Source organism: Marinobacter sp. G5_S1_61_S3, assembly GCF_054968585.1.
In genome coordinates this window covers 102072-125883 of sequence record NZ_JBQKUK010000003.1, presented here as the reverse complement: position 1 = coordinate 125883, position 23812 = coordinate 102072, and the positions used below count along the sequence as shown (strand labels likewise).

Here is a 23812-nt window from a genome sequence, read left to right as displayed (position 1 = left end):
CTTTTTTTATCTCCTGGATTAAAACTTCCCATGGCCCGGGCTCTGACAGCGGCTATGTCCTGTGGCATTATGCTGAGGCATTTATGTGACCGGCAAAAGGATCGCTTATGGACATCAGACGTATCGACGACACGATTTCAGTCTCGCCCCAGCTCACTGTGGGGGACGTTAGCGAAGCTGCAAAACTCGGCTTCAAAACACTCGTTGCCAATCGCCCCGATGCCGAAGAGCCCGGCCAGCCGGACATGGCCGACATAGAGGCCGCAGCTCGCGCAAACGGGATGGAGTGGGTGTATCTGCCGGTCGAGTCCGGGAATATCTTTGACAACGACGTTGACCGCTTTGATGCAATGATCCGTCAGGCAGACAAGCCCGTACTTGCTTTCTGCCGCTCCGGAACCCGCTGCACCGTGCTCTGGGCACTGAGTTCGGCACGCACCGAGCCGGCCCACGACATTGTCAACAAGGCCCGTAAAGCTGGTTACGATGTTGGCGGGCTGGCGCCGCGGATGGCCCAGCAGGCAGGGAAACGCTCCTGAGCCACTTTCTGAACGGACACCCATCATTCTCCAGGATCCAGAACCATGCCGTACAAGGGTACCGCCGATTTTCGCCATGACCATCCCGAAAAAACCGGAGTACTGATCACCAATCTGGGAACACCGGATGCCCCAACCACCTCTGCCCTGCGCCGTTATCTGGGGGAATTCCTCTGGGATCCCAGGGTGGTTGAAGTGCCGCGCCCGATCTGGTGGCTGATACTCCATGGCATTATCCTGCGACTGCGTCCCAGCCGGTCAGCCAAAGCCTATGCTGGCGTGTGGCAACCGGAAGGATCGCCGTTGTTGATTCACACCGCCAGGCAAGCCGAAGCGATTCGCAAACAACTGCAGGCGAAACACGGCAATAACCTCCTGGTGGGATTTGCCATGCGATATGGCAACCCGGGAATCCCGAAGGTGCTTGATGAAATGCAGGCGCAGGGGGTTCGCCGGTTGCTGGTACTGCCCCTGTACCCGCAGTATTCCGCCTCGACCTCGGCCTCGACATTCGATGCCATTGCCCATAATTTTACCCGTCGGCGCTGGCTGCCCGATCTGAGGTTTGTGTCCCACTACCCGGACTACACACCTTACATTGAGGCTATGGCCAGCCATATCCAGGCGCACTGGGACAAGCATGGGCGCAACCAGAAACTGATCCTCTCCTATCACGGAGTTCCCCTGAAGTACCTTGAGCGCGGGGACCCGTACCACTGTGAGTGCCACAAGACTTCCCGCCTGCTGGCAGAACGGCTTGGCCTTGGAAAGGATGAATACCTGACCACCTTCCAGTCACGTTTTGGCCGGGAAGAGTGGTTGCAGCCCTATACTGACGAAACCCTTAAAGCACTGCCCCAAAAAGGCGTAACATCTATAGATGTGTTCTGCCCCGGCTTTTCGGCGGATTGCCTCGAAACCATCGAAGAGATTGACGAGGAAAACCGTGAATACTTCATGGAAGCCGGCGGCGAGGGTTTCAGCTATATTTCCGCCCTCAATGCCACACCGGGACATATCGACGCCCTGACGCAGCTGATTGAGGAGAACCTGCAGGGCTGGCAGGTGCCGCGCAATGAACCCGAAGAACTGGCAGAGAGGGTCAGGCTCGCGGAGGAACAGAGACAGGCCCAGTACCCGGGCCGGGAGCTGTGAGATGAAACTGAATTGTGATTTGGGGGAAAGCTACGGTGCCTGGCGTATGGGCCAGGACGATCAGGTGATGCCCCTTATCGATATGGCCAACGTTGCCTGCGGCTTTCACGCCGGGGACCCTTCGGTCATGCAGAAAACCGTGGCTCTGGCAGCGAAGCACGGAGTAGAGATCGGTGCCCATCCCTCCTATCACGACCTCGCCGGTTTTGGCCGCCGCTCCATCAGCCACAGCCCCGAGGAAATTCACGCTCTGATCCTCTACCAGCTTGGCGCGCTACAGGGACTATGTCGGGCCGAGGGCCTGACACTGTCTTACGTAAAACCCCACGGTGCCCTGAACAACGACATGATGCGGGACATGAGCACCCTGGAAGCCGTTATGACCGCGGTTAGAAGCTATCAGCAGGATCTGCCGCTGATGCTCCCGGTGACGGTCAAACACGAACAACACCGCAAACTGGCGGACTATGTTGGTCTCCCCATCCTGCTGGAAGCCTTTGCCGACCGCGCCTACGACGATGAGGGCCAGTTGGTATCCCGTCGCCTTCCAGGGGCGGTACATCAGTCTGCAGACAAGATTGTCAATCAGGCGGTATCGTTCGCTAAAAACGGTGGAGTCTACAGTTCATCCGGTAACTGGCTGACACTGCCGGCCGACAGCCTGTGCGTACACGGTGACAATGAGGCAGCGCTGAGTGGCATTCGGGCGATTCGCAAAGCATTGGCCACGAATTAGAAGCACTAACGAAACAGTTTGAAAGGATACGGGAAATATCAGGGAAGGAAGAGAAAGTGGCGGTGGGCCAGGGATTCGAACCCCGGGAAGGCTACTAACCTTCGGCGGTTTTCAAGACCGCTGCATTCAGCCGCTCTGCCAGCCCACCGTTTTCTCCACAGCCGTCATTGCGACAGCGGGGAGCATGATACCGGAATTCCGTTTCCTGTCAACGCCCTGGCCACATCGTCTTCCTTTCGATTCAACATTAACTCTATTTAATGGAATCCGCGAGGCCGTTTTCTGTCGTAAATGATTGAAAGTTGTGTATCTGGCATTATGATGAGTGTTAGATTCAAACGGTTGTGACACACAGACGGAGAAGACAATGGAAGACAGACGATTTGGCGTCCAGCAAAACCAGGGAGCCTATTCGACCACAGAAAAAGGTCGGGCGACGGGTATCAGCGCAGATGCCATGAACGTGCTGCGCAATACCTACATGCTGCTGGGAATGACTCTGGCATTCTCCGCACTGACTGCGTTCCTGAACATGAACGGCACGCATCCCGGCTTCCTGATCACGATCGTAGGCTACATCGGCCTTCTGTTCGCGACCTACAAGCTGAAGAACAGCCCCTGGGGTATCGTAACCACGTTCGCCCTTACCGGCTTCATGGGCTTCACCCTCGGCCCGATCATCGGCCAGATGGTGGCAGCGGGCGCTTCCCAGATCGTCGCGAATGCCCTGGCTCTGACAGCGACCGCGTTTGTGGGTCTGTCGGCAACGGCCATTATCACCAAGAAGGACTTCAGCTTCCTGTCCAGCTTCCTGACAGCGGGCGCCTTCGTGCTGATCGGCGCGATGCTGCTGGCGTTCTTCATGCAGAGCTCCATCCTGCACCTGGCGGTGTCTGCTGGTTTCACCATCTTCGCTTCCATCATGATCCTGTTTGAAACCAGCCGGATCATCAACGGCGGAGAGCGCAACTACATCATCGCTACTGTTGGCCTGTATGTGGCCATCTACAACCTGTTCGTCAGCCTGCTTCACCTGATGATGGCGTTCAGCGGCGACGACTGATCGCCTTGGCATCATCCAGATGACAGGCAACTGCCAGAGAACCCCGACCTCGGTCGGGGTTTTTTCATTCATGAGGTAAACTGTACTCTGAACTCCAACAGGCAAACAGGCACATATGAGTCCGCACACACCCTGCTCCTTTACCCTGGTCATTACCGGAGCGCCCTACTCCTCCCAGGCGCCACAAACAGCGCTCGCCTTCGCCAGGGCAGTACTGGCAAGCGGCCATCGAATTGACCGGGTATTCCTCTACGGTGATGGCGTTCATCTGGCGTCGGCACTGACCAGCCCACCCTCGGACGAGGTGCACTGGTCGCGGGCGTGGCATGATTTCCTGGAAAGCCACAACATAGCCGGCTTTGCCTGTATTGCGTCGGCGCTTCGGCGGGGCATTGTGGACCAGAGCGAACAGCAGCGCTACGAACTGCCCGCCAGCAATCTTGCCGCACCATTCACCATTGCCGGTTTGGGCGAGTGGGTTGACAGCGTGGCGCATTCTGATCGCGTTATCTATTTTCACAGTGGGGGTTGAGCCAGGTATGGAGACGTTGGTGATCATTAGCCGCGCGCCGTATTGCGACTGGACGGGCCGTGAGTCGCTGGACATGGCCTTTTCCCTGGCCGCGTTCGACCAGCCGGTGACGTTGCTGTTCACCGGAGAGGGCGTTAACTGGCTTCGCAAGGCCCAACAGGCGGACGCCGTGCAGCAGAAATCGGTGGAGAAGAACCTGTCAGCCGCGCCCATTTTTGGCGTTTCCGCCCTGATGGCTGATCACAAGGCCTGTAAGCGGTATGGCCTCAACGAAGAGAATATGATGCCGGGCATTACCACGACAGATCTGTGTGCCGAACTGCTCGAACACTACGCCCACGTGGTCAACCTGAGCTGAGCAGGCAACCCAAACACCCGGAGAGCGCATTGATGGCAACCATCCATACCCTGCACATCGTCAACAAACGGCCGGATCACCCGGCGTTTGTAGCGTGCCTGTCGAGCATCACAGACCAGGATGGCCTGTTGCTGACGGAATCAGGTGTGCTTGCCCTGGCGGACCGTGAAGCAACGCTGAAGGGTACCGTTTATGCGCTGGCCCCTGACCTGCAGGCCAGGGCCATCGCCGTCGATGGACTTGACGTACAATCGATTGATTTTGACACAATGGTGGCCCTGACCACCGAGGCAACCAGAGTGATCAGCTGGTAATGACGATTCCAACGAGAAACAACGAAGGGTTCCTGGAAGACGCCTGGACGTGGTCACCTGACGTGGCCCGTGACATTGCGGCGGACGACAATATTGAGTTAACCGATAATCACTGGGAAATCATCGAATTCCTGAGGGAATTTTACAAACAACATGAAATATCACCACCTTCAAACAGGCTGTTTGTAAAAGCGGTCAGGGAGGCGTTTAACGAAGAGAAAGGCAACAGCATTTACCTGATGCAGCTCTTTCCCGGTACACCGGCCAAAACAGCCTGCCGCATAGCAGGTCTGCCAAGGCCGACGAATTGTCTATGAATCGTTTCGGGGCTTTCGACCGGGGTCAGATACCTCTCCCAGAAAGCTACTGAGGCCGTTTTCGAACAGCCCCGAACCGAACCGGAGGAACTGGCGGGTAGATTCTTTCACCGTACTCTCCGGCAGCTCCCGAAGAGTTTCTTCCACGCCTTCCCGTACACCCTGCCTGACTCTGGGCTCTATCTCCCGCGACGCGTCGATAAGCTCCGCCACCTTGCGATCAAGATGTGGTCGCACAATGCCGAACCAGAAGCCTGCCAGCACTGAAAGTACGACGCATCCTGTTACCAGGGCCTGTATCGCGACTGCCCATCCAAATTCCATACTGCCCTCCTGGTCAGCTCATTACGCAGGGAACCGTGTCCCAGGCGCCTAGTTCAATACGTTGCTCATGATCAAAAACTGAAGCGCACCCGCCAGGGAACCCAATATTCCCCCAACCAGCATGAGCTGAATCTCTTCCTCTCGAAATGCCGGCCGCAGGATATCCTGAAACTCAGCCGGCGCCAGCGACTTCATCTGCCCGGCCAGCACCCCGGCCACCACCGGTGCCCTCTCTCGGTTGAATGCCGGGTCCCCGAAGACATCACGGGTGGCCAGCACCGCCTTATGGTTCATGGCTTTTTTAAGTTCCGTGTACCCGGTCATACCAACAGTAACCTGGGCGCCGAGCTTCATGACCATCGAGTTGTCCAGCAGTGGCCTCAGATGCTTCTGGATGATCGCCCGCGTGCGATCCCCACGGTTACCGTTGATCATGGCGTCAGCCACTTTCTCAACGGTGATCAGTTCCTCCGCCACCAACCTTGCCCATACGTCGCTGATCTCCGGCTGACGCTGCAGGAACAGACCCTGCAAACGCCAAAACAGGAAGCGCCGGGGTTTTAGCGGGCGAAAAATCAGGTTGATGGCAATCCAGTTGGTCAGGAACCCCACTGCAAAGCCGCCAACCGGCAACAGCCATGGTTCGGGGTAGCGCACCCAGGCGGGGGCCAACAAGGCACCCAGCAGGCCGCCAATGATCGCCCCTCGATTGATAACCGACCGTAGCTCGACTGAGCCCGCTTCCATGAAAATCCGATTCATCAGGTCCGGATGGGTTTTCAGCTCCCGGCTCAGCAAAGCCTTCAGGTCAACGAGATCATTGAGGTCATCCCCGAAATCCTCCACCAGGGACTCTATCCTCGACGGGAGCTGTTCCCGCCCCCACCGATAGATGCGATTCTTCATGAACAGCGGGAGGTTGTCCCAGAGCACCGGTTGGATGTCATACATCACTTCGTCAATGTATTCGTCCATGCGGGGATTCACCTGGGAAATCACCTGTTCAACAATTCGTTGTGGTTCCAGCTGCTGGTAGACGGCGTTCAGATCACCAAACTGCTGCAGGGTGCGGTCAATACAGATGTGGGCCATTTTCTCGGCCTTGCGGGGAATCACTCCCTGCCAGCCAATAACGCCAATACCCACAAACTGGATGGGGTTGAATGACATCTGGATCGCCAGCCAATTGGTAAACCAGCCGACAATAGCTGCCATGAGTGGCACAGAGAAAAGTGCTACATCAACCAAGACAAACCCCAGTGTGTGATTGGCGGGCACGGTGATGAGGACGCGCCGTAATTTTGTATGACGGGTATCTTACCCATCGTTCGATTCAGATTATGTGACGGATAATGAGGTAAATCGAATTATCCAACATTGGCCGTTCCGCCACAGCAACAACGATAGCGCGGCACTCATGGCACTCACAAACCTGATACTGACAAACCGCGACTGACAAACACCCGCACCAAAAACAAAAAAGCCGGCATCGGCCGGCTTCATGTCATACTTTTAGAACATGCCTTATCTTACTGATAGTAAGCATTTTCTGTGTAGGTATGATCGGTAACGTCGCGAACGGCCGTTATCTCAGGAACACGCTCTTTCAACGTCGATTCAACACCCTGCTTCAGTGTGAGACTCACCGCGCTGCAACCCTGGCAACCCCCGCCAAATCGCAGGACGGCAATGGATTCCTCGGCTACTTCCACCAGGGACACTTCGCCACCATGAGCCGCGAGGTTGGGATTGATTTCCGACGCCAGGATATACTGGATACGATCTGGCAAGGGCGCGTTCTCATCAACGTTGGGCACCTTGGCGTTAGGCGCTTTGATGGTCAGCTGCCCGCCCATCTGGTCCTTGGAGTAGTCCACAAAGGCTTCTTCCAGGAACGGCACCGAATTGTGATCAAGAAACAGCGTGAACTTGCCCAGATCAACCTGCTCGTCCGTCGGTACAATTTCGTTCGGCGGGCAGTAGGCAAGGCAGGTCTCGGCGTTCTTGGTGCCGGGCTGGGTTACAAAAATACGGACACCCATGCCCTCCACATCCTGTTTTTCGATAAGTTGTGCAAGGTAATCCCGAGCGGGATCTGTCACCGTAACCAATGCCATAGTTGCAACCCGTTTGAAAGTGTTCCTTCATTTTAAGTGAGATCGCTGCAACATGAAAGACCAAGTAAAATAGTCAGACTTTAATCGGTCCATTGATCAACATCATGAGGCCGTGGGACGACAACCGCCATTTTTGCTATGATCGCGCGCCATTGAGACAAAAACGACTTCCGGAAGTAATTGATATGACCGACCACAACGCTCGCCTGGACCGCCTGGAACAGCTTGGCAACGCCCTGAAAGAACGCATCATCGTCCTTGATGGCGGCATGGGCACCATGATCCAGAACCTGAAACTGGACGAGGCAGCGTTCCGTGGCGACCGGTTTGCCGATTATGACCGTGAGGTTCAGGGCAATAATGACCTTTTGAACCTGACCCAGCCCGCCCTGCTCCGCAATATACACGCGGACTATCTTGACGCCGGCGCTGACATTATTGAAACCAACACCTTCAACTCCACCCAGCTGTCGCAGGCCGACTATGGTCTCGAATCGATTGCGAAGGAATTGAATATTGAAGCGGCAAAACTGGCGCGCCAGATTGCGGACGAATTCACCGCCCGCAACCCGGAGAAGCCGCGTTTCGTGGCCGGTGCGGTTGGCCCGACATCCCGCACTGCATCCATTTCACCGGATGTTAACAACCCTGGGTATCGCAACGTCGATTTCCAGACCCTGGTCGACAATTATTACGAAGCGGTGGAAGGCCTTGTTCAAGGCGGCTCTGACCTTATCCTGATCGAAACCATTTTCGATACACTGAACGCCAAGGCTGCGATCTACGCCACCCAGCAGTACTTCATCGACAGTGGTATTGAGTTGCCAATCATGATTTCCGGCACTATTACCGACGCTTCAGGCCGCACCCTGTCTGGCCAGACCACCGAGGCATTCTGGAATTCCGTATCTCACGCCAGGCCTGTTTCAGTCGGTCTGAACTGCGCCCTCGGTGCCGACGCCCTGCGCCCCTACGTGGAAGAGCTCGCCAATAAATCGACGACCTACGTCAGCGCCCACCCCAATGCCGGGCTGCCGAACGAATTCGGCGAGTATGACCAGACGCCGGAAGAAATGGCGGAGATTATTGAAGGCTTTGCCCGTGACGGGTTTCTGAACATCATCGGTGGTTGCTGTGGCTCACGCCCGGACCATATCGAAGCCATCGCGGAAGCGGTTTCCAAATACCCGCCACGAAAGATACCAGAGCAGAAACCCGCGCTGAGGCTGTCCGGCCTTGAACCGTTTACGGGTGACGAGAACACCCTGTTCATCAACGTGGGTGAGCGCACAAACGTGACGGGCTCCAAGCGATTCCTGCGGCTGATCAAAGAGGAGCAGTACGAAGAGGCCCTCAGCGTCGCCCGCGACCAGGTAGAAAACGGTGCCCAGATCATCGACATCAACATGGATGAGGGCATGCTGGATTCGAAGGACGTCATGGTGACGTTCCTCAATCTGGTCGCCTCGGAACCCGACATCTCCCGCGTTCCGATCATGATTGATTCCTCCAAATGGGAGGTCATCGAAGCCGGCCTGCGCTGCATACAGGGCAAGGCAGTGGTGAACTCCATCAGCCTGAAGGAAGGCGAGGATGAGTTCCTCAAGCGTGCCCGTGACTGCATGCGCTACGGCGCCGCCGTCGTGGTCATGGCCTTCGATGAGGACGGCCAGGCGGATACCTTTGAACGTAAAACGGAGATCTGCAAGCGCTCCTACGATCTCCTCGTCGGTATCGGCTTCACCGCCGGCGATATCATTTTCGACCCCAATATCTTCGCCATCGCCACTGGTATCGAGGAGCACAACAATTACGCGGTGGATTTCATCAACGCCAGCCGCTGGATTCGCGACAACCTGCCCCATGCGTCCATTTCCGGCGGTGTCAGCAACGTGTCGTTCTCGTTCCGCGGTAACGATGCCGTGCGTGAAGCCATCCACTCGGTGTTCCTGTACCACGCCATCAAGGCCGGCATGAACATGGGCATCGTCAACCCCGGCCAGCTCGTGATCTACGACGAGATCGATCCGGAACTGAAAGAGTTGGTTGAGGACGTGGTGCTCAATCGCCGTGACGACGGCACCGACCGCTTGCTGGAAATTGCCGAGCGCTATCGCAGCAAGGGCGGCAAGACCCAGGAAGAAGACCTGGCCTGGCGCGAGTGGCCGGTTGAGAAACGGGTGGAGCATGCCCTGGTCAAGGGTATAACCAACTACATCATTGAAGACACCGAAGCCTGCCGGCAGCGCGCCGCCCGCCCGATCGAGGTTATTGAAGGCCCGCTGATGGACGGCATGAACGTGGTTGGCGACCTGTTTGGCGACGGCAAGATGTTCCTGCCCCAGGTGGTCAAAAGCGCCCGCGTTATGAAGCAGGCTGTAGCCCACCTGATTCCCTATATCGAGGCCGAGAAATCCGGCAATCAGCAAGCCAAGGGCAAAATCCTGATGGCGACGGTCAAAGGGGACGTACACGATATCGGCAAGAACATCGTGGGTGTGGTGTTGCAGTGCAACAACTATGAGGTCATCGACCTCGGCGTGATGGTGCCCTGCGACAAGATCCTTGACGTGGCAAAGAAGGAAAACGTCGACATTATCGGCCTCAGTGGCCTGATCACGCCGTCGCTGGATGAAATGGTCCACGTTGCCAAGGAAATGCAGCGGCTGGACTTCAACATCCCGCTGATGATCGGTGGTGCCACCACTTCCAAGGCTCACACTGCGGTAAAGATCGAACCCCAGTACAAAAACGACATCGCTCTGTATGTATCCGATGCCTCGCGCTGCGTGAACGTGGCCTCCCAGCTACTGAGCAAGACCGCCAAACCCGCATTGGTGGACGGTGCACGCACGGAGTACGACGAAATTCGGGAACGCCGTAAAAACCGCGGGGAACGTACCAAACTGGTCTCATTGAAGGAGGCCCGAGCCCGCGCCCCGGAAATCCAGTTCGACGACTACCAGCCGCCGAAGCCAGCCTTCACCGGTGTACGGTCCTTTGAAACCTATGATTTGAAGCAACTGGTGGACTACATCGACTGGACGCCCTTCTTTATCTCCTGGGATATGTCCGGCAAGTACCCCGCCATTTTCGATGACCCAAAGCGCGGTGAAGCCGCCAGAACGCTGTTTGAGGACGGTCAAAAAATCCTTCAGCAGATGATCGACGAGAAACGCGTTTCCGCCAAGGCGGCGATCGGCTTCTGGCCTGCCAACCGTCGCGGCGACGATATTGTGCTCTACACCGACGAAACCCGGGAAAAGGAACTCACCACCCTGCACCATCTGCGCCAACAGGATGACAAGGCACCGGGCAAGCCAATGATGACGTTGTCGGATTTTGTAGCGCCGGAAGGCGACGGCCCCGTGGATTACGTGGGCGGCTTTGCTGTAACCACTGGCATCGGCGCGGAAGAGTTTTCACTGGAATTCAAGGATCGCAACGACGATTACAACGCCATCATGGTCAAGGCCCTGGCGGACCGTCTTGCGGAAGCCTTTGCCGAGCACCTGCACGAACGGGTACGGAAGGAATTCTGGGGTTATGCCGAAGACGAGGCACTCAGAAATGACGACCTGATCCGTGAACGGTACCGGGGCATCCGGCCAGCGCCCGGCTATCCCGCCTGCCCGGACCACACGGAGAAGGCCACCCTGTTCGACCTGCTCGACGCACCGGCAAACGCTGGACTGGAACTGACCGAGCACTTTGCCATGTTCCCGACTGCGGCGGTTTCCGGATGGTATTTCTCCCATCCCGAATCAAAGTATTTTGCGGTGGGTAAGATTGGCGTGGATCAGGTTGAAGACTACGCAACACGAAAGGGAATATCCAAGGCCGAAGCAGAGCGATGGCTGGCGCCCAGCCTTGCGTACGACCCGGCGGAATAATCACCGCCGGTGTCCGCCTTCACACACCAGCGGAAGCCAAGCATGACGGATAAACACGAAAACGAGCAATCACCCGACAAGCCTGCCGAGCCTGCCAAATCTGCAAAGAAAGCGAAGGCAGGACCGGGGGTTCTCAAGGTGATGCAGAGCATCCTTGCCGGCGCACTCGGCGTTCAGTCCGACAAGCGCCGTGAGGAGGATTTCTCAAGCCACAGTCCCTGGCCGTACATCATCGCCGGCATCCTGTTTACGGTCGGCTTCGTTGTTACCCTCGTGGTGGTCGTCAAGCTGGTGCTTGCCGGCCAGTAGCGATTACTGCCCGGATACCCAGACTACGGCGAAGGCAACGACCAGCATTACCAGTAAAACGGCGGCAACGGCGTCGGCCTGACTGTCGGTTCTCGCGGTCTTCTTCATACTCTTTCCTCGCTATGTCGTTATTATCTGTTTTGTCGCACACGCCTCTTTAAATCTAGGCGGGAAATTGTAATCAGTCCAGCAATATCTGGCTTTCTATATCACCTTAGTCGATAAACATATTTGGAAATAATCATTTTAAGAATAATGACACGGTGATATTCTCCCACGCAAGAAATGGCACTAAAGCCGTATTTCCAGCGTTTCAGCAGGACGTTCCACTATGTATGTTTATGACGAACACGACCGGCAGATGGCTGCCGAGCGCGTTGCACAATTCCGTGACCAGACCGAGAGAGCATTGGCTGGCGAGCTGAGCGAAGACGAGTTTCTTCCACTGCGACTTCAGAACGGATTGTATGTACAGCGTCTTGCCCCGATGTTGCGCATCGCGGTTCCGTACGGAATGCTCCGTTCTACCCAGCTTCGCCGCCTGGCACGCATAACCCGTGACTATGACAAAGGTTATGCGCACTTTACAACCCGCCAGAACGTTCAGCTCAACTGGCCGGAAATCGAAGACGTACCGGATATCCTGGCCGAGTTGGCGGAAGTGGAAATGCACGCCAACCAGACCAGCGGCAACTGCATTCGCAACACCACCACGGATCAGTTTTCCGGTGTGCAGGCTGACGAGATCACCGACCCGCGCCCTTACTGCGAAATCATCCGCCAGTGGTCTACCTTCCACCCGGAATTCGCTTTTCTGCCGCGCAAATTCAAAGTGGCCGTCAACGCCTCCGAACATACCGACCGCGCTGCTATCCAGGTGCATGATATCGGCCTGCAGATGGTGCGCAATGATCAGGGTGAACTCGGCTTCCGTGTTCACGTGGGCGGCGGTCTTGGACGTACGCCGATGGTAGGCCCGGTTATCCGTGACTTCCTGCCGGAGCTGGACCTGCTCACATATCTTGAAGCCGTGCTGCGTGTTTACAACCGTTACGGTCGCCGGGACAACAAATTCAAGGCCCGCATCAAGATTCTGGTGAAGGCCCTGACGCCCGAAGGCTTTGCGGCGAAGGTGGAAGACGAATGGTCCCACATCAAGGACTCTCCCACTCGCCTGACCCAGGAAGCCATTGAGCAGTTCAAAGGGTATTTCACTGAGCCGGACTACCAGCAGGTTCCGGATGTGAAGGACGCTTTGGCAACCCAACGATTCGAGAACCGCGAGTTTGATCAGTGGATCAGCCACAACGTGGATACCCACAAGAACCCTGGCTACGCCATTGTGACACTGACCATGAAGAAAACCGGCACGCCGCCGGGTGATGTCAGTGATCGCCAACTTGAACAGATTGCCGACCTGGCGGACCAGTACAGCTTTGGTGAAGTACGGGTGACTCATCAGCAGAACGTAGTTCTGGCGGATGTCCGGAAAGACCAACTGTTTGAGCTGTGGCAAGCGATCACACCGATGGACTTTGCCACGGCGAACCTGAATACGCTGACCGATGTTATCTGCTGCCCCGGTGGCGATTACTGCGCCCTGGCGAATGCGAAGTCTATTCCCGTGGCGGAGTCCATTCAGCGCCAGTTCGATGATATGGACTACCTGTACGACATCGGCAACATTGATTTGAACATTTCCGGCTGCATGAACGCCTGTGGTCACCACCATGTGGGCAACATTGGCGTCCTTGGCGTCGACAAGAAGGGTCAGGAGTTCTACCAGATCAGCCTGGGCGGCTCCTCCCATCACGATGCCGCGATTGGCAAGATTCTCGGGCCCTCTTTTGCCCGGGAAGATATGCCGGAAGTGATGCAGAAAATCATTAATGTGTACGTCGATAACCGGACCGAGGAAGAGCCTTTCCTGGATACTTATCGCCGTATTGGCATCGAGCCATTCAAGGAGCGGGTTTATGCCTGATGTGATCACCAGTGACGGAAGTATCCGTCAGGACGATTGGGTTGTTGTGCCAAGGCCAGCAGACGGGGAGTCCCTGGATGTTCCCGAGCAACCTGCCCTGATTCCGGCCGATCTTTGGTTGGCGGGCAAGGAGCACTTTGAAGACCGTGATGACATCGGTGTATGGCTCGACAGCCATGATGAGCCGGAGATTCTGGCTGGCGTGGTCAATGAGCTGCCGGTGATTGCGGTGAACTTTCCGAAGTTCAGCGATGGCCGCGGTTACAGTATCGCGCGGCTGCTTCGGGAGCGCCTGAGCTACCGGAACGAACTTCGTGCGGTCGGTGATGTGCTTCTTGATCAGCTGCAGTTTATGAAGCGGTGCGGTTTTGACACGTACGTACTGCGCGCCGACAAGGATATCAACAAGGCAGCTCGTTGCCTGAACTTCTTTACCCAGGGGTATCAGGCGGCAACGGATACGGATGAGCCGTTGTTTCGTCGTCGGGCTTCCTGACTCTTAGTCTTTTACTCCCCAGACGAACAAAGAGGGAGCTGATTACCAAAACACGCCTCAAGACGTCCTGTTCGGCTTGGGCTCCGCCATCCATGGCTCCGCACAGTTTTGATAATCAGCTCCCTCTTCGTTCTGGCGGACTTTTTTAGAAGCCCGCCTCTGAGAGGTCTCGTCGTTCCTTACTTGGAATGGTCGAGAACAATCTTCCCGGATGACTCCCCCTTCAGGAACGCCTTCAAAGCGCCATCCAGCTCTCCACGCCCGATGTCCCGCGCCGAAGCTTCTGTCTTTTTGCACGCCCAGTCACCGGCAAATTTGTCCCAGACTGACTGTTTGTCCGACAGCGGAATTTCAACCGAATCCACGCCCAGCAGGTTGTTGCCCCGCAGGATAAACGGCAGAACGGTGGTTTCCAGTTGTGGCCCGGCGACCAGACCGCAGCAGGAAACGGACCCGCCTGGGTGGATCTGCTTCAGCAATTCCGCCAGTGGGCCACCGCCAACGGTATCCACGGCGTTGGCATAGGCGGGCTTCAGCATTGGCTTCTTTTCGGCTGCCAGAGCTTCGCGCCCCAGCACTTCCGCGGCACCAAGGTTTTTGAGAGCGTCGGCATGATCTTGTTTGCCACTGATAGCCACGACTTCGAAGCCGAGGCTCGCAAGCAGCTCAACCGCTACGCTTCCCACAGCGCCACTGGCACCACTGACGGCGACTTTGCCCTGCTCTGGCCTAGCACCCATGGTCAATAGTTTTTGTACACACAGACCCGCCGTAAGGCCGGCCGTGCCGTATATCATGGCGGTGCGGGCGCTCCAGCCCTTGGGCATTGCCACACACCACTCGGCCGGTACCCGGATGTATTCGCCGAAGCCGCCGTCGGTGTTCATGCCCAGGTCGTAGCCGGTTACCAGTACCTGGTCGCCGGCTGAAAAGGAGCCAGAGGAGGCTTCTACGACTTCCCCGGCGGCATCGATACCTGGAGTGTGGGGGAAGTTACGTGTAACGCCCTTGTTGCCGGAGGCCGACAAGGCATCCTTGTAGTTCAGGGACGAATGACTGACTTTGATCAGGACGTCGTTTTCGGGCAGATCGGATACGTGCAGCGTCTGCTCAGAGCCCTCGTATTCGCCGTCCTGCTCCTGAACGCGCCATGCCTTGAATTCGGTGTCGTTTGTCATGACTCTGTTCCCGTTACTGTAGGTTTACTGGATTTTCTGGTTGCGGAATGCGCCCAGTACCCGCCATACGGTGTGTTCAAGTGCCGCGCTGGTGGCCAGGCCAAGCTTTTCCGGCAACGTGCGTTTGCGCTGGAAACCTACCGAGATTACGTCTGCACTGTCACAGGCCTCAATGAGATATTCGTCGGAGGTCTTGATCTCGTCCACCAGTTTGACCTCCAGCGCGCGGCGGCCAAACCAGATATCGCCGTTTGCAACGGCGGCAATATCCAGTTCCGGACGGCGTTCACCCACGTACTCTTTGAACAACACGTGGGTATCCTCAAGGTCTTCAAGGAATTTGGTTCTGCCTTTATCCGTGTTCTCGCCGAATACGGTCATGGTGCGCTTGTGCTCACCAGCGGTCAGAATTTCGAAGTCGACGTCGTTTTTCTTGAGGAAACGATGGAAGTTGGGCAGTTGGGCAACAACACCAATGGACCCGAGAATCGCAAATGGCGACGCGACAATCCGGTCAGCCACGCACGCCATCATGTAACCGCCGCTTGCGGCGACTTTATCGACGCAGGCCGTAAGCCGGATACCCTTGGCGCGAATACGGTCTAACTGGGCAGCCGCGAGTCCGTAAGAGTGAACCAGGCCGCCGCCACTTTCGAGACGTATCACCACTTCATCGGTTTCGGGCTCCGCAACGCTGAGCACCGCTGTGATCGAGCGGCGCAAAGAGTCCGTATCGCTGGCTTTGATATCGCCGTCAAAGTCCAGCACGTACACCTTGGGGCGGGGTTTTTCCTCAGCATCACCGGATTTGCGCTTGGCCTTCTCGGCTTTCTGTTTGGCCTTGTCTTCTTTTTTACGGGCTTTTTCAAAAGCCTTGCGCTCTGAATCGCTGCGCAGTTTGGCCTGAAGTGACTCCCTCAGCTTGCGGTATTTCTCGTTGAGTTTGCGAACCCGCAGCTCACCGTCACTCCCCTGATCGTCCTTGTCTTTATGGGCAGCGGATAAAACCACTGAGACAATGACCAGAAGCGCCACCACGAGGGTGACCGTTTTCGCAATAAACAAACCGAACTCTGTCAGAAATTCCAAGTTGCTTCTCCAGGATTATTCTTGAGCGCTCGATTGTAACCGAGGTGCCCTGAGGTACAAGCCATAGAACCAATAACAAATTAAAACAAGCGTTCGATCGAGCTTGACACCAGTAATGTCTAACCCTAAAGTCGAATGGCTACGTCGGCTCACCCGGGCTTCCATGCAGGCGAAAGGCCAGGAACCAGAAGCCGTCAATACGCCACGACAACCATCAATAAGGGTAAAATAATGTCTGTAGCTCAGATATTCGAGAAACTCGAACAAAATTTTAACGCGGACGCAGCTGAAGGCCTGGATCTGGTATTCCAGTTCGACATCGAGGACGACAAGACCTATCACCTGGTTATCAAGGATGGCACCTGCAAGATGGCTGAAGGCGCCCATGACGATCCTTCCGTCACCCTGATCATGAACTCCGAAACCCTGCAGGGCATCGTTTCCGGCGAAACCGATGGCATGCAAGCCTTTATGGCCGGTCAGCTGCGCGCTGAAGGCGACATGATGCTGGCAACCAAGCTGGGCGAGCTGTTCAACATGGGCTGATCGATAGGCTGATCGCTCTTTGAACGCCAAAAAAAAACCTGCCCAAACGGCAGGTTTTTTTTGGCCATTGAATAACGCAACAGGGCTAAAGCCCCACGTCCTCCAATGAGGATTCCGCCAGCTTCAACAGGTCAGCATTTCGATCTTCGCGCCTGCCTACACTCTCTATATAGTACTCAAGGGACGTTAGTGCGTCCGCCAGTGCTTCCAACACCTGAGCCTGAGGCGCTTCCCTGGCATCCAGTAATCGTTCCTGAATGGACGCCGCCACACGCTCCAACACCGAAGCCGCGCCGGGATCGTCCAGCATGTGCAGACCACCCCAGATACTGTGCAACGTAGCAGGCAGGTTGGCGAGGTGGAGCTTGTCGTAGTCGGACTCGATGAACGCCGTTATGGCACGTTTTGCGAGGGTCAGCGCACTTTTCGCTTCGTCGGCCACCACGTAGGTGGCTTCCTGAAGGTAAAGAGATTCTTCACGGGTACGCTGCCCACCAGCAAGAGCGTCGGTTTCCGAGGTGATGCCACGAACCACGATTTGCATCACGGCGTCCTCGATACCCAATACGGAATCGGCCAGCTTGTAGAGCTCATCGTCCGCTGGCAGGCGACTCTCTTCCTCCCAGGTCCGCAACTTCACGGCCTCACCCCGGGCCATGGTTCCCAGCTGGTTGAGATCCAGCATCACCAGTGTATTGGCAAGGCGCTCAAGCGCATCTGCAATGGAGGACAACTCCGCCAGGTCCGGCTCGATGCCGCGCTCAACAATGTCCAGCTTGTCCTTTAGCTGATTCAGTTCGTCCTGCAACGCCGTCGACAACGATTTGAGAACATCGGTGCCCGGGCCATAAAGACGACGGGCGTGGGCATCAAGCATGGAGTCCGGGAATTCCGCGGGCGTCAGTCGATAAGCTGACAACACGGAGGTTACCTCGGGATTTGCCGATCCACTTCTATAGAGCAGGTACACCAGATCACGAATGAGAGAATCCGGCGCATCCTTGGCCGTGGCCACCTTGCCGACGTATACGACTTCACGGGAATATTTCTCGATACGCATGAACATGCGCTTGCGGGCTTTGCTGAACCCCATGACCCGATCAAGCATGGTATCCGCCACAATGGCAACCAGACACCACATCTGCCCCATGGGCTGCCCCTGGCAAAGCCGAGCAAATCCACGCGCCGCCCGGCCAAACAACTTTTTACTCACCACATCGTTCTTTTCACGAAGCACACCCAACAGCGCGACCTGGAACGTCAAACGCATACGGCGGGCCAGTATCTCGTATTCCGCTTCGTTACCGTCAAACGCCTGAAGAGAAAGCCCCGAGCAGAAGTCCGGCCGTTCCTTGACGTCAACATCGAAGAAACAGGATTCCGGGTAGGGTTTTTCCTTGCGGGCTTCGCGCAGATCATTGATAACCGGCAGCAGCAGCTCCGGATGGTCCGCACGTTGCTGATGATAGTATTCAACATAACGGCGCAAAATGAACAATGCGCTGTTGAGAGTCGTCAGGAGGATATTCTTGTCATCGTTGGCGCCAACGGGAACATCATTGGCCATACTGACGGCTTCCTGGCACAACAGAGTGCCGGCACGCAGTTCGACAAGAATGAAAATACCGCGGAGCTGATTCAGAAAATCCACACAGTTCTGCAGATCCTCACCGCTTTCACGGTTTTCCTGAAAGCGTTCAAGGCTGGACTCTGCCTGTCTGATGGTCTGCTCAATCTCACTTTTGACCAGATCAAATGACTGTGATTTCGTCGCCAGAGACGATTGAACCATAAACGCTTCCTGTAAATTATGCGGAAACTACCGCGTCCTGTTCTTGGAATGTGATCTTTTCGGTTGTTTGAAGAATCATTTTATGAGCCAGATTTACCCTTCCCGGCTAAAATAAAAAGTTCGCGAAAACTCGCGAACTTATCATTACTTATAACACAAAACTCAAGTAGCTCAAGAAAGCAGGAATGTAACAAAACGTACAGCGCGACACACAGTTCGCACTGCCAAAAGAATATTCTGCTTAGCTCGGCTTATTCTTCAGCTGTAAGCTTATCCCATACAGTTGTACCGGCCTGCTTTGCCAGCAATGCCATGAATTCGTCGTGGGCGGAGCGCTCATCGTCACTGGCCCTGGGTACCGGCAATGGATTGCGATTATCCGCCAGGCGACGGATACCGCCCTCACCGCCAGCTTCGTCACCGCCAGCGTCCAGGGAGAGCGCTGTCTGCCCGCCAGTCAGCAAAAGATAGACGTCAGCAAGGATTTCCGCATCCAGCAAAGCGCCGTGCAGCTCGCGATTACTGTTGTCGATCCCGTAACGCTTGCATAAGGCGTCCAGATTGTTTTTCTGGCCGGGATGCTTCTTGCGGGCAATGGCAAGGGAGTCCACCACGCCGCAATGTTCAGTCGTCCTGCGAACAGGCTTCAGACGGGCAAATTCGGAATCCATGAATCCAATATCGAACGCCGCGTTGTGAATAACCAGCTCGGCCCCTTTTATGAATTCAAAGAACTCGTCGGCTATTTCGGCGAATTTTGGCTTGTCCGCCAGGAACTCGTTGGTGATGCCATGAACCGTTATGGCTTCCGCCTCCACTTCCCGCTCCGGGTTAATGTAGACGTGATAGTGCCGACCGGTAATCTGACGCTCCATCAACTCAACGCAGCCAATTTCGATAATCCGGTGACCTTCCGTCGGGTCGATACCGGTGGTTTCCGTATCCAGTACAATCTGTCTCATGGTTTTCCTATGGTTACCCCATTGGTTACGCCGTTGTTATCCGGCGTTCGCCAGTTCTTCCACACCGCGATTGGCCAGCTCGTCTGCCAGCTCGTTGTCAGGATTGCCCGAGTGCCCTTTCACCCAATGCCAATTGACCTTGTGGCGGGCCACCTCATTGTCCAGCTCCCGCCAGAGATCTTCATTCTTGACCGGCTTCTTTGCGGATGTTTTCCAACCGTTTCGCTTCCAGCCCGTCATCCATTCGGTGATGCCCTTACGGACATATTGGGAATCGGTATAAAGTTCCACGTCGCAGGCGCGCCTGAGCGCTTTCAAACCCTGTATCGCAGCCATCAACTCCATGCGATTATTGGTGGTATTCGCTTCACCACCGTGCAACATCTTGTTGGCATCGCCGTACCTCAAAACAACGCCCCAGCCTCCTGGCCCAGGGTTGCCCTTGCAGGCCCCATCGGTATAGAGAACAACCTTACCGGCCATCAATACTCCTCGACATGCTTGTGTTTCAGTATGGCGCACCGACCGTTTTCGGGGCGCGCCGGGTAGTCACGGGAAGCTCCCACTGCGCCCCGTCCTGGCAAGGCAATGACTTTCTGCCCCTGCCAGGCTGGTCTCCGTTGTAACCTGGAGTAAACGCGTTTTTTGGCAAGGATACAGTAATAAGCCCCCACCGGCAGGAAACGGTTGCCGCACACCCTTTCCATCAGGCCCCTGCGCTCTGCGAGTGCCGCCCGCTGAAGCGGAACCTGGAAAAACGAGGAGCCCGAGGACTCCACAGAAAAGTCCAGTAGCCGGAGCCAGTCCTCCATGCGTCCCTTCATCAGAAAACGACCACCCCAGGGGCCTTCATGGTGCCTGGAAACCAGTTTCCTCACGCCCCAAAGGCTAAACGGGTTAAACCCGATCAGCACCATCATGCCCTCCCCCCTAAGCACCCTGGAGGCCTCTCGCAAAGCCTGATGGGGATGCGGCGAAAAATCCGCCGTGTGGTGGAGAATCACCAGGTCCATGGAGTCACCGGGAAAGGGCAACTCATCGGCATCGCAGACCGCCACACCGTCGGGAATGGAAGACTGCCAGTTCGGCGTCGTCAGAACACGTTGGGCAAAATCCGTCCCACTGGCCAGTGGCAGGCGATGACTGACGGCAACCTGCAACTGTCTCGCACCGGAGAGGGCGCGAACATGGCGCTCAACGCAGGCGCGCTGGTCAGCCAGCAGTGAACGGCCCAGAGGCGTCTGGAACCAGCTCTCGAAGCTGTCATGTCGGGCGGGATAGTCAACGTCACCTGTTGGGCTCATTGCTGCGTTCCCCTGGTTCGTTTCTCCGGTGTTGGGGCACCGGGATTAATACTCTATGATAACAGTCACACTCGTATCGCACATGTGGAGCCTATGCTGACCATTAACGCTATTCCAGCCTTCAATGACAACTACATCTGGTGCCTGTCCAACAGTGAGGACCGTAAGGCATTGATCGTGGACCCCGGGCAGGCGGAGCCGGTCATCGAGTTCCTGGCAGACAACGGACTGGAACTGGACACCATCCTGGTGACCCACCACCACCCTGACCATGTTGGCGGCGTGAGCAAACTCGCCGGAACAGTATCCGACTGCAGAATCATCGGCCCGGCGAATTCTCCCTTCAAGGGCGCCACCAGTGAGGTGCACCCCGGGGATGACGTGGTCTGGCAACAGCTCACATTCAGTGTCCTTGGTGTTCCCGGGCACACTCTCGACCACATTGCCTATTATACCGACGTTCATGTCAACAACCGTCCGGTCCTGTTTTGTGGCGATACCCTGTTTGTGTGCGGTTGTGGACGCCTGTTTGAAGGGTCTCCGGAGCAAATGAAACGCTCGCTGGAAAGCCTTAGGGGCCTGCCAGACGACACAGCCGTGTATTGCGCCCACGAATACACACTAGCCAACCTTAAGTTCGCCCGTCATTGGCTACCTGATGACGAGCCGCTCAGGGATTTCGAAGCCCGCTGCCAGAAACGTCGCGACGATGGCATGCCCACCGTTCCATCCATCCTTGGTGAGGAAAAGCAACTTAACCCTTTCCTGCGCTGGGACGACAAGGCGGTCATCGAAGCTGCGCACCAATACGCTCAGAAAGCGGGCCTGGCCGTCGAATCGGACAACGACGTGTTCGCAGCCACAAGGCACGGCAAAGACACATTCTAAAGGACACGTTCTAAAGGATACGCTCAGAGGCGGGTAACAATTTCTATCAATGACGTAACGCGAGTCTTGTTGACCCCCCGAAAAGCCTTCCAATAGAATCCGTGAAACTTTTGTGTCATAACTCATTAAATATGCCGGGTTTTCATACAGTTCACCCCGGCGTCGACCAGCCACCGGAAGTAGTCATATGACGGTCTCGCGATTTTCCACCCTGTTTCTCCTTGGCGCACTTGCCAGTGGCTGCAGCGCTCTTGATCCTTTCTCAGAGTCTCCATCAAGTGACGTACTGGCCTCAGAAAAACTGACCGTGGCCGCCGGTGACGATGAGCTTAAAGAAGCGATTGAGTCCTCGCCTGGTGACGAATCAACCGGCCGCGCGTCCCGGACGAAGCTCGACGACGCCATCGACCCAACGCTCAAGAAAACCGCGGAAGACGCCAGGGAAAAGCTGGACGATCCTGACCAGAAGATCGCGGAAGAGAATGACGCCACACCGGACCTGTGGCACCGCCTGCGGGCAGGCTTCGCGCTGGATCACGATGCCAGCGAACCCAGGGTCCAGGCGCAACTGAACTGGTACAAAAAGCACCCGCGCTACATTGACCGAGTCGTCGATCGTGGCAGCCGCTACCTGCACTATATTGTTTCCGAAGCCGAGAAACGCGGGCTGCCCACGGAACTGGCCCTGCTGCCCGTGGTGGAGAGCGCCTTCGATCCGTTTGCGTACTCCCACGGTCGTGCTGCCGGCCTGTGGCAATTCATTCCTTCCACGGGTAAGTATTTTGGCCTGACCCAAAGCTGGTGGCATGACGATCGCCGCGACATCATTGCTGCCACCGACGCGGCGCTGACGTACCTTGACCGACTGGCAACGCGATTTGACGGCGACTACATGCTGGCACTTGCAGCTTATAACAGTGGTGGGGGCACGGTTTCCAGCGCCATGCGCCGCAATCGCAAGCGCAATCAACCAACGGATTACTGGTCTCTGGACCTACCCCGCGAGACCCGCCATTACGTCCCCAAACTGATCGCCCTGGCGAAGATCTTCGATGACCCGCAGGCTTACGGTATTGAACTGCCCCCGCTGGACGACGAGCCCTACTTTGAAATCGTGGACACCGGTTCGCAGCTTGATCTGGCCCAGGCAGCGGAACTCGCCGGTGTCGATATCGACGAGATTTACCTGCTCAACCCCTCGTACAATCGCTGGGCGACATCACCGGATGGCCCCCACCGTCTGCTAGTTCCCCGCGACCATGCTGAAACCTTCGCGACGGCCCTCAAGGGCATGGATCCGGCGAAGCGCGTTTCCTGGCGGAATTACAAGGTGGAATCCGGCGACACCCTGAGCACCATTGCCAAACGTTATTCCACCACACCCTCGGTGATACAGCAGGTCAACAACCTCGACAGTCACATCATCCGCATTGGCCAACGGCTGGTGATTCCCTCAGCTGCCGAACAGGCGGGCACCTATTCCCTGAGTGCCAGTGAACGACTCGCCAGAAAGCAGGAACGGAGCGGCAAGAACACCAATGGCACTCGGGTTGACTACAAGGTTCGCTCCGGGGACACCTTCTGGGATATTGCCCGCGAGCATCGGGTGTCCGTCCGCCAGCTGGCGTCCTGGAATGGCATGGCACCTGGTGATCCACTGATGCCCGGCAAGAAACTCGTCATCTGGTCCAAGTCGAAACAACCCGCCATGCTGGCCAGCACCAATCGTGGCAAAGGCATGGTACGCAAGGTGGGCTATCAAGTCCGCAAAGGGGATTCCCTGTCGACCATCGCCAGCCGGTTTGCGGTTAATGTGAGAGACATCGCAAGCTGGAACGACCTCAACACCTCACGTTATCTTCAGCCCGGGCAAAGTCTGGTACTCTATGTCGACATAAGAAACAGCCCCTGAGTCT

Annotated in this window: 24 protein-coding genes and 1 tRNA gene; 15 read left to right on the top strand and 10 right to left on the bottom strand. The window is 56.3% G+C overall.

Annotation, left to right across the window (positions count from 1 at the left end):
* Positions 1 to 107: 107 nt before the first annotated feature.
* Genes ACTRWH_RS03470 through ACTRWH_RS03460 form a run of 3 tightly spaced genes read left to right on the top strand, consistent with a single transcriptional unit; the run spans position 108 to position 2430 of the window.
* Complete coding sequence (locus tag ACTRWH_RS03470; protein ID WP_151982267.1) at positions 108 to 539, top strand: protein tyrosine phosphatase family protein; 432 nt, start codon at positions 108 to 110, stop codon at positions 537 to 539.
* 45 nt (positions 540 to 584) lie between these two features.
* A complete protein-coding gene (gene hemH, locus ACTRWH_RS03465) occupies positions 585 to 1694 on the top strand; it encodes a ferrochelatase (protein ID WP_462825892.1) in 1110 nt (369 codons plus the stop codon).
* 1 nt (position 1695) lies between these two features.
* A complete protein-coding gene (locus tag ACTRWH_RS03460) occupies positions 1696 to 2430 on the top strand; it encodes a 5-oxoprolinase subunit PxpA (protein ID WP_036207449.1) in 735 nt (244 codons plus the stop codon).
* Between the two features lie 57 nt (positions 2431 to 2487).
* Here the strand turns inward: ACTRWH_RS03460 and ACTRWH_RS03455 are convergent.
* A tRNA-Ser gene (locus tag ACTRWH_RS03455) sits at positions 2488 to 2578 on the bottom strand.
* 219 nt (positions 2579 to 2797) lie between these two features.
* Between ACTRWH_RS03455 and ACTRWH_RS03450 the strand changes: the two genes are divergently transcribed.
* The 5 genes from ACTRWH_RS03450 (at position 2798) to ACTRWH_RS03430 (ending at position 5014) form a co-directional block, all read left to right on the top strand.
* The gene (locus ACTRWH_RS03450; RefSeq protein ID WP_007152095.1) at positions 2798 to 3493 is read left to right on the top strand and encodes a Bax inhibitor-1/YccA family protein; all 696 of its coding nucleotides are present in this window, start codon (positions 2798 to 2800) and stop codon (positions 3491 to 3493) included.
* Positions 3494 to 3608: 115 nt separating this feature from the next.
* Positions 3609 to 4025, top strand: a complete 417-nt coding sequence (gene tusD, locus ACTRWH_RS03445) for a sulfurtransferase complex subunit TusD (RefSeq protein ID WP_075195783.1) — start codon at positions 3609 to 3611, stop codon at positions 4023 to 4025.
* 7 nt (positions 4026 to 4032) lie between these two features.
* Positions 4033 to 4383 (top strand): DsrE family protein, encoded by a 351-nt coding sequence (locus tag ACTRWH_RS03440; RefSeq protein ID WP_036207456.1) that lies wholly within the window; start codon positions 4033 to 4035, stop codon positions 4381 to 4383.
* Positions 4384 to 4415: 32 nt separating this feature from the next.
* A complete protein-coding gene (gene tusB / locus ACTRWH_RS03435; protein ID WP_091644655.1) occupies positions 4416 to 4697 on the top strand; it encodes a sulfurtransferase complex subunit TusB in 282 nt (93 codons plus the stop codon).
* Positions 4697 to 5014, top strand: a complete 318-nt coding sequence (locus tag ACTRWH_RS03430) for a TusE/DsrC/DsvC family sulfur relay protein (RefSeq protein WP_036207462.1) — start codon at positions 4697 to 4699, stop codon at positions 5012 to 5014. The genes tusB and ACTRWH_RS03430 overlap by 1 nt, the downstream gene beginning before the upstream one ends.
* On the opposite strand, the gene ACTRWH_RS03425 is transcribed toward ACTRWH_RS03430, so the two are convergent.
* The 3 genes from ACTRWH_RS03425 to nfuA all read right to left on the bottom strand — a co-directional run bounded on the left by ACTRWH_RS03425 (position 5009) and on the right by nfuA (position 7455).
* Positions 5009 to 5338 (bottom strand): hypothetical protein, encoded by a 330-nt coding sequence (locus ACTRWH_RS03425; RefSeq protein WP_075195785.1) that lies wholly within the window; start codon positions 5336 to 5338, stop codon positions 5009 to 5011. The two genes, ACTRWH_RS03430 and ACTRWH_RS03425, sit on opposite strands and share 6 nt — an antisense overlap.
* A 48-nt stretch (positions 5339 to 5386) precedes the next feature.
* On the bottom strand, positions 5387 to 6553 hold the full coding sequence (locus ACTRWH_RS03420; protein ID WP_041336538.1) for a DUF445 domain-containing protein: 1167 nt from the start codon (positions 6551 to 6553) through the stop codon (positions 5387 to 5389).
* 314 nt (positions 6554 to 6867) lie between these two features.
* On the bottom strand, positions 6868 to 7455 hold the full coding sequence (gene nfuA / locus ACTRWH_RS03415) for a Fe-S biogenesis protein NfuA (protein ID WP_007152088.1): 588 nt from the start codon (positions 7453 to 7455) through the stop codon (positions 6868 to 6870).
* A 185-nt stretch (positions 7456 to 7640) separates the two neighbouring features.
* Here nfuA and metH point away from each other — a divergent pair, with 185 nt between their 5' ends.
* The 4 genes from metH to ACTRWH_RS03395 all read left to right on the top strand — a co-directional run bounded on the left by metH (position 7641) and on the right by ACTRWH_RS03395 (position 14137).
* Complete coding sequence (gene metH, locus ACTRWH_RS03410) at positions 7641 to 11348, top strand: methionine synthase (RefSeq protein ID WP_036207472.1); 3708 nt, start codon at positions 7641 to 7643, stop codon at positions 11346 to 11348.
* A gap of 42 nt (positions 11349 to 11390) precedes the next feature.
* Positions 11391 to 11657: a DUF2970 domain-containing protein gene (locus tag ACTRWH_RS03405; RefSeq protein WP_036207475.1), complete on the top strand. Its 267-nt coding sequence runs from the start codon at positions 11391 to 11393 to the stop codon at positions 11655 to 11657.
* Positions 11658 to 11988: 331 nt separating this feature from the next.
* Positions 11989 to 13641, top strand: a complete 1653-nt coding sequence (locus ACTRWH_RS03400; RefSeq protein WP_036207478.1) for a nitrite/sulfite reductase — start codon at positions 11989 to 11991, stop codon at positions 13639 to 13641.
* On the top strand, positions 13634 to 14137 hold the full coding sequence (locus ACTRWH_RS03395) for a DUF934 domain-containing protein (protein ID WP_036207481.1): 504 nt from the start codon (positions 13634 to 13636) through the stop codon (positions 14135 to 14137). Before ACTRWH_RS03400 ends, ACTRWH_RS03395 begins: the two co-directional genes overlap by 8 nt.
* Before the next feature lie 179 nt (positions 14138 to 14316).
* On the opposite strand, the gene ACTRWH_RS03390 is transcribed toward ACTRWH_RS03395, so the two are convergent.
* Positions 14317 to 15315 carry an acrylyl-CoA reductase family protein gene (locus ACTRWH_RS03390; protein WP_462825891.1) on the bottom strand — a complete coding sequence of 333 codons (999 nt, stop codon included), beginning with the start codon at positions 15313 to 15315 and terminating at the stop codon, positions 14317 to 14319.
* A gap of 24 nt (positions 15316 to 15339) precedes the next feature.
* Positions 15340 to 16404, bottom strand: a complete 1065-nt coding sequence (sohB, locus tag ACTRWH_RS03385) for a protease SohB (protein ID WP_036207487.1) — start codon at positions 16402 to 16404, stop codon at positions 15340 to 15342.
* Positions 16405 to 16635: 231 nt separating this feature from the next.
* On the opposite strand from sohB, the gene ACTRWH_RS03380 reads away from it, so the two are divergent.
* Positions 16636 to 16950 (top strand): SCP2 sterol-binding domain-containing protein, encoded by a 315-nt coding sequence (locus ACTRWH_RS03380; RefSeq protein WP_007154761.1) that lies wholly within the window; start codon positions 16636 to 16638, stop codon positions 16948 to 16950.
* 85 nt (positions 16951 to 17035) lie between these two features.
* Here ACTRWH_RS03380 and ACTRWH_RS03375 read toward each other — a convergent pair whose 3' ends face one another.
* The 4 genes from ACTRWH_RS03375 to ACTRWH_RS03360 all read right to left on the bottom strand — a co-directional run bounded on the left by ACTRWH_RS03375 (position 17036) and on the right by ACTRWH_RS03360 (position 21008).
* Entirely contained in the window at positions 17036 to 18742 is a 1707-nt protein-coding gene (locus ACTRWH_RS03375; protein ID WP_041333321.1) for a FimL-related protein, read from the bottom strand.
* 251 nt (positions 18743 to 18993) lie between these two features.
* Positions 18994 to 19704, bottom strand: a complete 711-nt coding sequence (gene dnaQ, locus ACTRWH_RS03370) for a DNA polymerase III subunit epsilon (RefSeq protein WP_036207494.1) — start codon at positions 19702 to 19704, stop codon at positions 18994 to 18996.
* A gap of 36 nt (positions 19705 to 19740) precedes the next feature.
* Positions 19741 to 20187 (bottom strand): ribonuclease HI, encoded by a 447-nt coding sequence (gene rnhA / locus ACTRWH_RS03365; RefSeq protein WP_091643897.1) that lies wholly within the window; start codon positions 20185 to 20187, stop codon positions 19741 to 19743.
* Positions 20187 to 21008, bottom strand: a complete 822-nt coding sequence (locus ACTRWH_RS03360; RefSeq protein WP_085680564.1) for a class I SAM-dependent methyltransferase — start codon at positions 21006 to 21008, stop codon at positions 20187 to 20189. The genes rnhA and ACTRWH_RS03360 overlap by 1 nt, the downstream gene beginning before the upstream one ends.
* 93 nt (positions 21009 to 21101) lie before the next feature.
* Between ACTRWH_RS03360 and gloB the strand changes: the two genes are divergently transcribed.
* Together gloB and ACTRWH_RS03350 are read left to right on the top strand one after the other, a co-directional pair.
* Positions 21102 to 21896: a hydroxyacylglutathione hydrolase gene (gene gloB / locus ACTRWH_RS03355; RefSeq protein ID WP_379865113.1), complete on the top strand. Its 795-nt coding sequence runs from the start codon at positions 21102 to 21104 to the stop codon at positions 21894 to 21896.
* Positions 21897 to 22083: 187 nt separating this feature from the next.
* Positions 22084 to 23808 carry a lytic transglycosylase gene (locus tag ACTRWH_RS03350; RefSeq protein ID WP_379865115.1) on the top strand — a complete coding sequence of 575 codons (1725 nt, stop codon included), beginning with the start codon at positions 22084 to 22086 and terminating at the stop codon, positions 23806 to 23808.
* The last annotated feature ends 4 nt before the right edge of the window (positions 23809 to 23812 follow it).

What these genes read in the sequence shown, in the direction of transcription:
- ACTRWH_RS03390 (WP_462825891.1), bottom strand. Translation starts at nt 15,315, where the DNA reads ATGACAAACGACACCGAATTCAAGGCATGGCGCGTTCAGGAGCAGGAC.
- ACTRWH_RS03360 (WP_085680564.1), bottom strand. Translation starts at nt 21,008, where the DNA reads ATGAGCCCAACAGGTGACGTTGACTATCCCGCCCGACATGACAGCTTC.
- ACTRWH_RS03375 (WP_041333321.1), bottom strand. Translation starts at nt 18,742, where the DNA reads ATGGTTCAATCGTCTCTGGCGACGAAATCACAGTCATTTGATCTGGTC.
- ACTRWH_RS03400 (WP_036207478.1), top strand. Translation starts at nt 11,989, where the DNA reads ATGTATGTTTATGACGAACACGACCGGCAGATGGCTGCCGAGCGCGTT.
- ACTRWH_RS03405 (WP_036207475.1), top strand. Translation starts at nt 11,391, where the DNA reads ATGACGGATAAACACGAAAACGAGCAATCACCCGACAAGCCTGCCGAG.
- ACTRWH_RS03420 (WP_041336538.1), bottom strand. Translation starts at nt 6,553, where the DNA reads ATGGCAGCTATTGTCGGCTGGTTTACCAATTGGCTGGCGATCCAGATG.
- nfuA (WP_007152088.1), bottom strand. Translation starts at nt 7,455, where the DNA reads ATGGCATTGGTTACGGTGACAGATCCCGCTCGGGATTACCTTGCACAA.
- ACTRWH_RS03425 (WP_075195785.1), bottom strand. Translation starts at nt 5,338, where the DNA reads ATGGAATTTGGATGGGCAGTCGCGATACAGGCCCTGGTAACAGGATGC.
- ACTRWH_RS03380 (WP_007154761.1), top strand. Translation starts at nt 16,636, where the DNA reads ATGTCTGTAGCTCAGATATTCGAGAAACTCGAACAAAATTTTAACGCG.
- ACTRWH_RS03470 (WP_151982267.1), top strand. Translation starts at nt 108, where the DNA reads ATGGACATCAGACGTATCGACGACACGATTTCAGTCTCGCCCCAGCTC.
- ACTRWH_RS03460 (WP_036207449.1), top strand. Translation starts at nt 1,696, where the DNA reads ATGAAACTGAATTGTGATTTGGGGGAAAGCTACGGTGCCTGGCGTATG.
- ACTRWH_RS03395 (WP_036207481.1), top strand. Translation starts at nt 13,634, where the DNA reads ATGCCTGATGTGATCACCAGTGACGGAAGTATCCGTCAGGACGATTGG.
- rnhA (WP_091643897.1), bottom strand. Translation starts at nt 20,187, where the DNA reads ATGGCCGGTAAGGTTGTTCTCTATACCGATGGGGCCTGCAAGGGCAAC.
- tusB (WP_091644655.1), top strand. Translation starts at nt 4,416, where the DNA reads ATGGCAACCATCCATACCCTGCACATCGTCAACAAACGGCCGGATCAC.
- dnaQ (WP_036207494.1), bottom strand. Translation starts at nt 19,704, where the DNA reads ATGAGACAGATTGTACTGGATACGGAAACCACCGGTATCGACCCGACG.
- ACTRWH_RS03450 (WP_007152095.1), top strand. Translation starts at nt 2,798, where the DNA reads ATGGAAGACAGACGATTTGGCGTCCAGCAAAACCAGGGAGCCTATTCG.
- gloB (WP_379865113.1), top strand. Translation starts at nt 21,102, where the DNA reads ATGCTGACCATTAACGCTATTCCAGCCTTCAATGACAACTACATCTGG.
- ACTRWH_RS03440 (WP_036207456.1), top strand. Translation starts at nt 4,033, where the DNA reads ATGGAGACGTTGGTGATCATTAGCCGCGCGCCGTATTGCGACTGGACG.
- hemH (WP_462825892.1), top strand. Translation starts at nt 585, where the DNA reads ATGCCGTACAAGGGTACCGCCGATTTTCGCCATGACCATCCCGAAAAA.
- ACTRWH_RS03350 (WP_379865115.1), top strand. Translation starts at nt 22,084, where the DNA reads ATGACGGTCTCGCGATTTTCCACCCTGTTTCTCCTTGGCGCACTTGCC.
- metH (WP_036207472.1), top strand. Translation starts at nt 7,641, where the DNA reads ATGACCGACCACAACGCTCGCCTGGACCGCCTGGAACAGCTTGGCAAC.
- ACTRWH_RS03430 (WP_036207462.1), top strand. Translation starts at nt 4,697, where the DNA reads ATGACGATTCCAACGAGAAACAACGAAGGGTTCCTGGAAGACGCCTGG.
- tusD (WP_075195783.1), top strand. Translation starts at nt 3,609, where the DNA reads ATGAGTCCGCACACACCCTGCTCCTTTACCCTGGTCATTACCGGAGCG.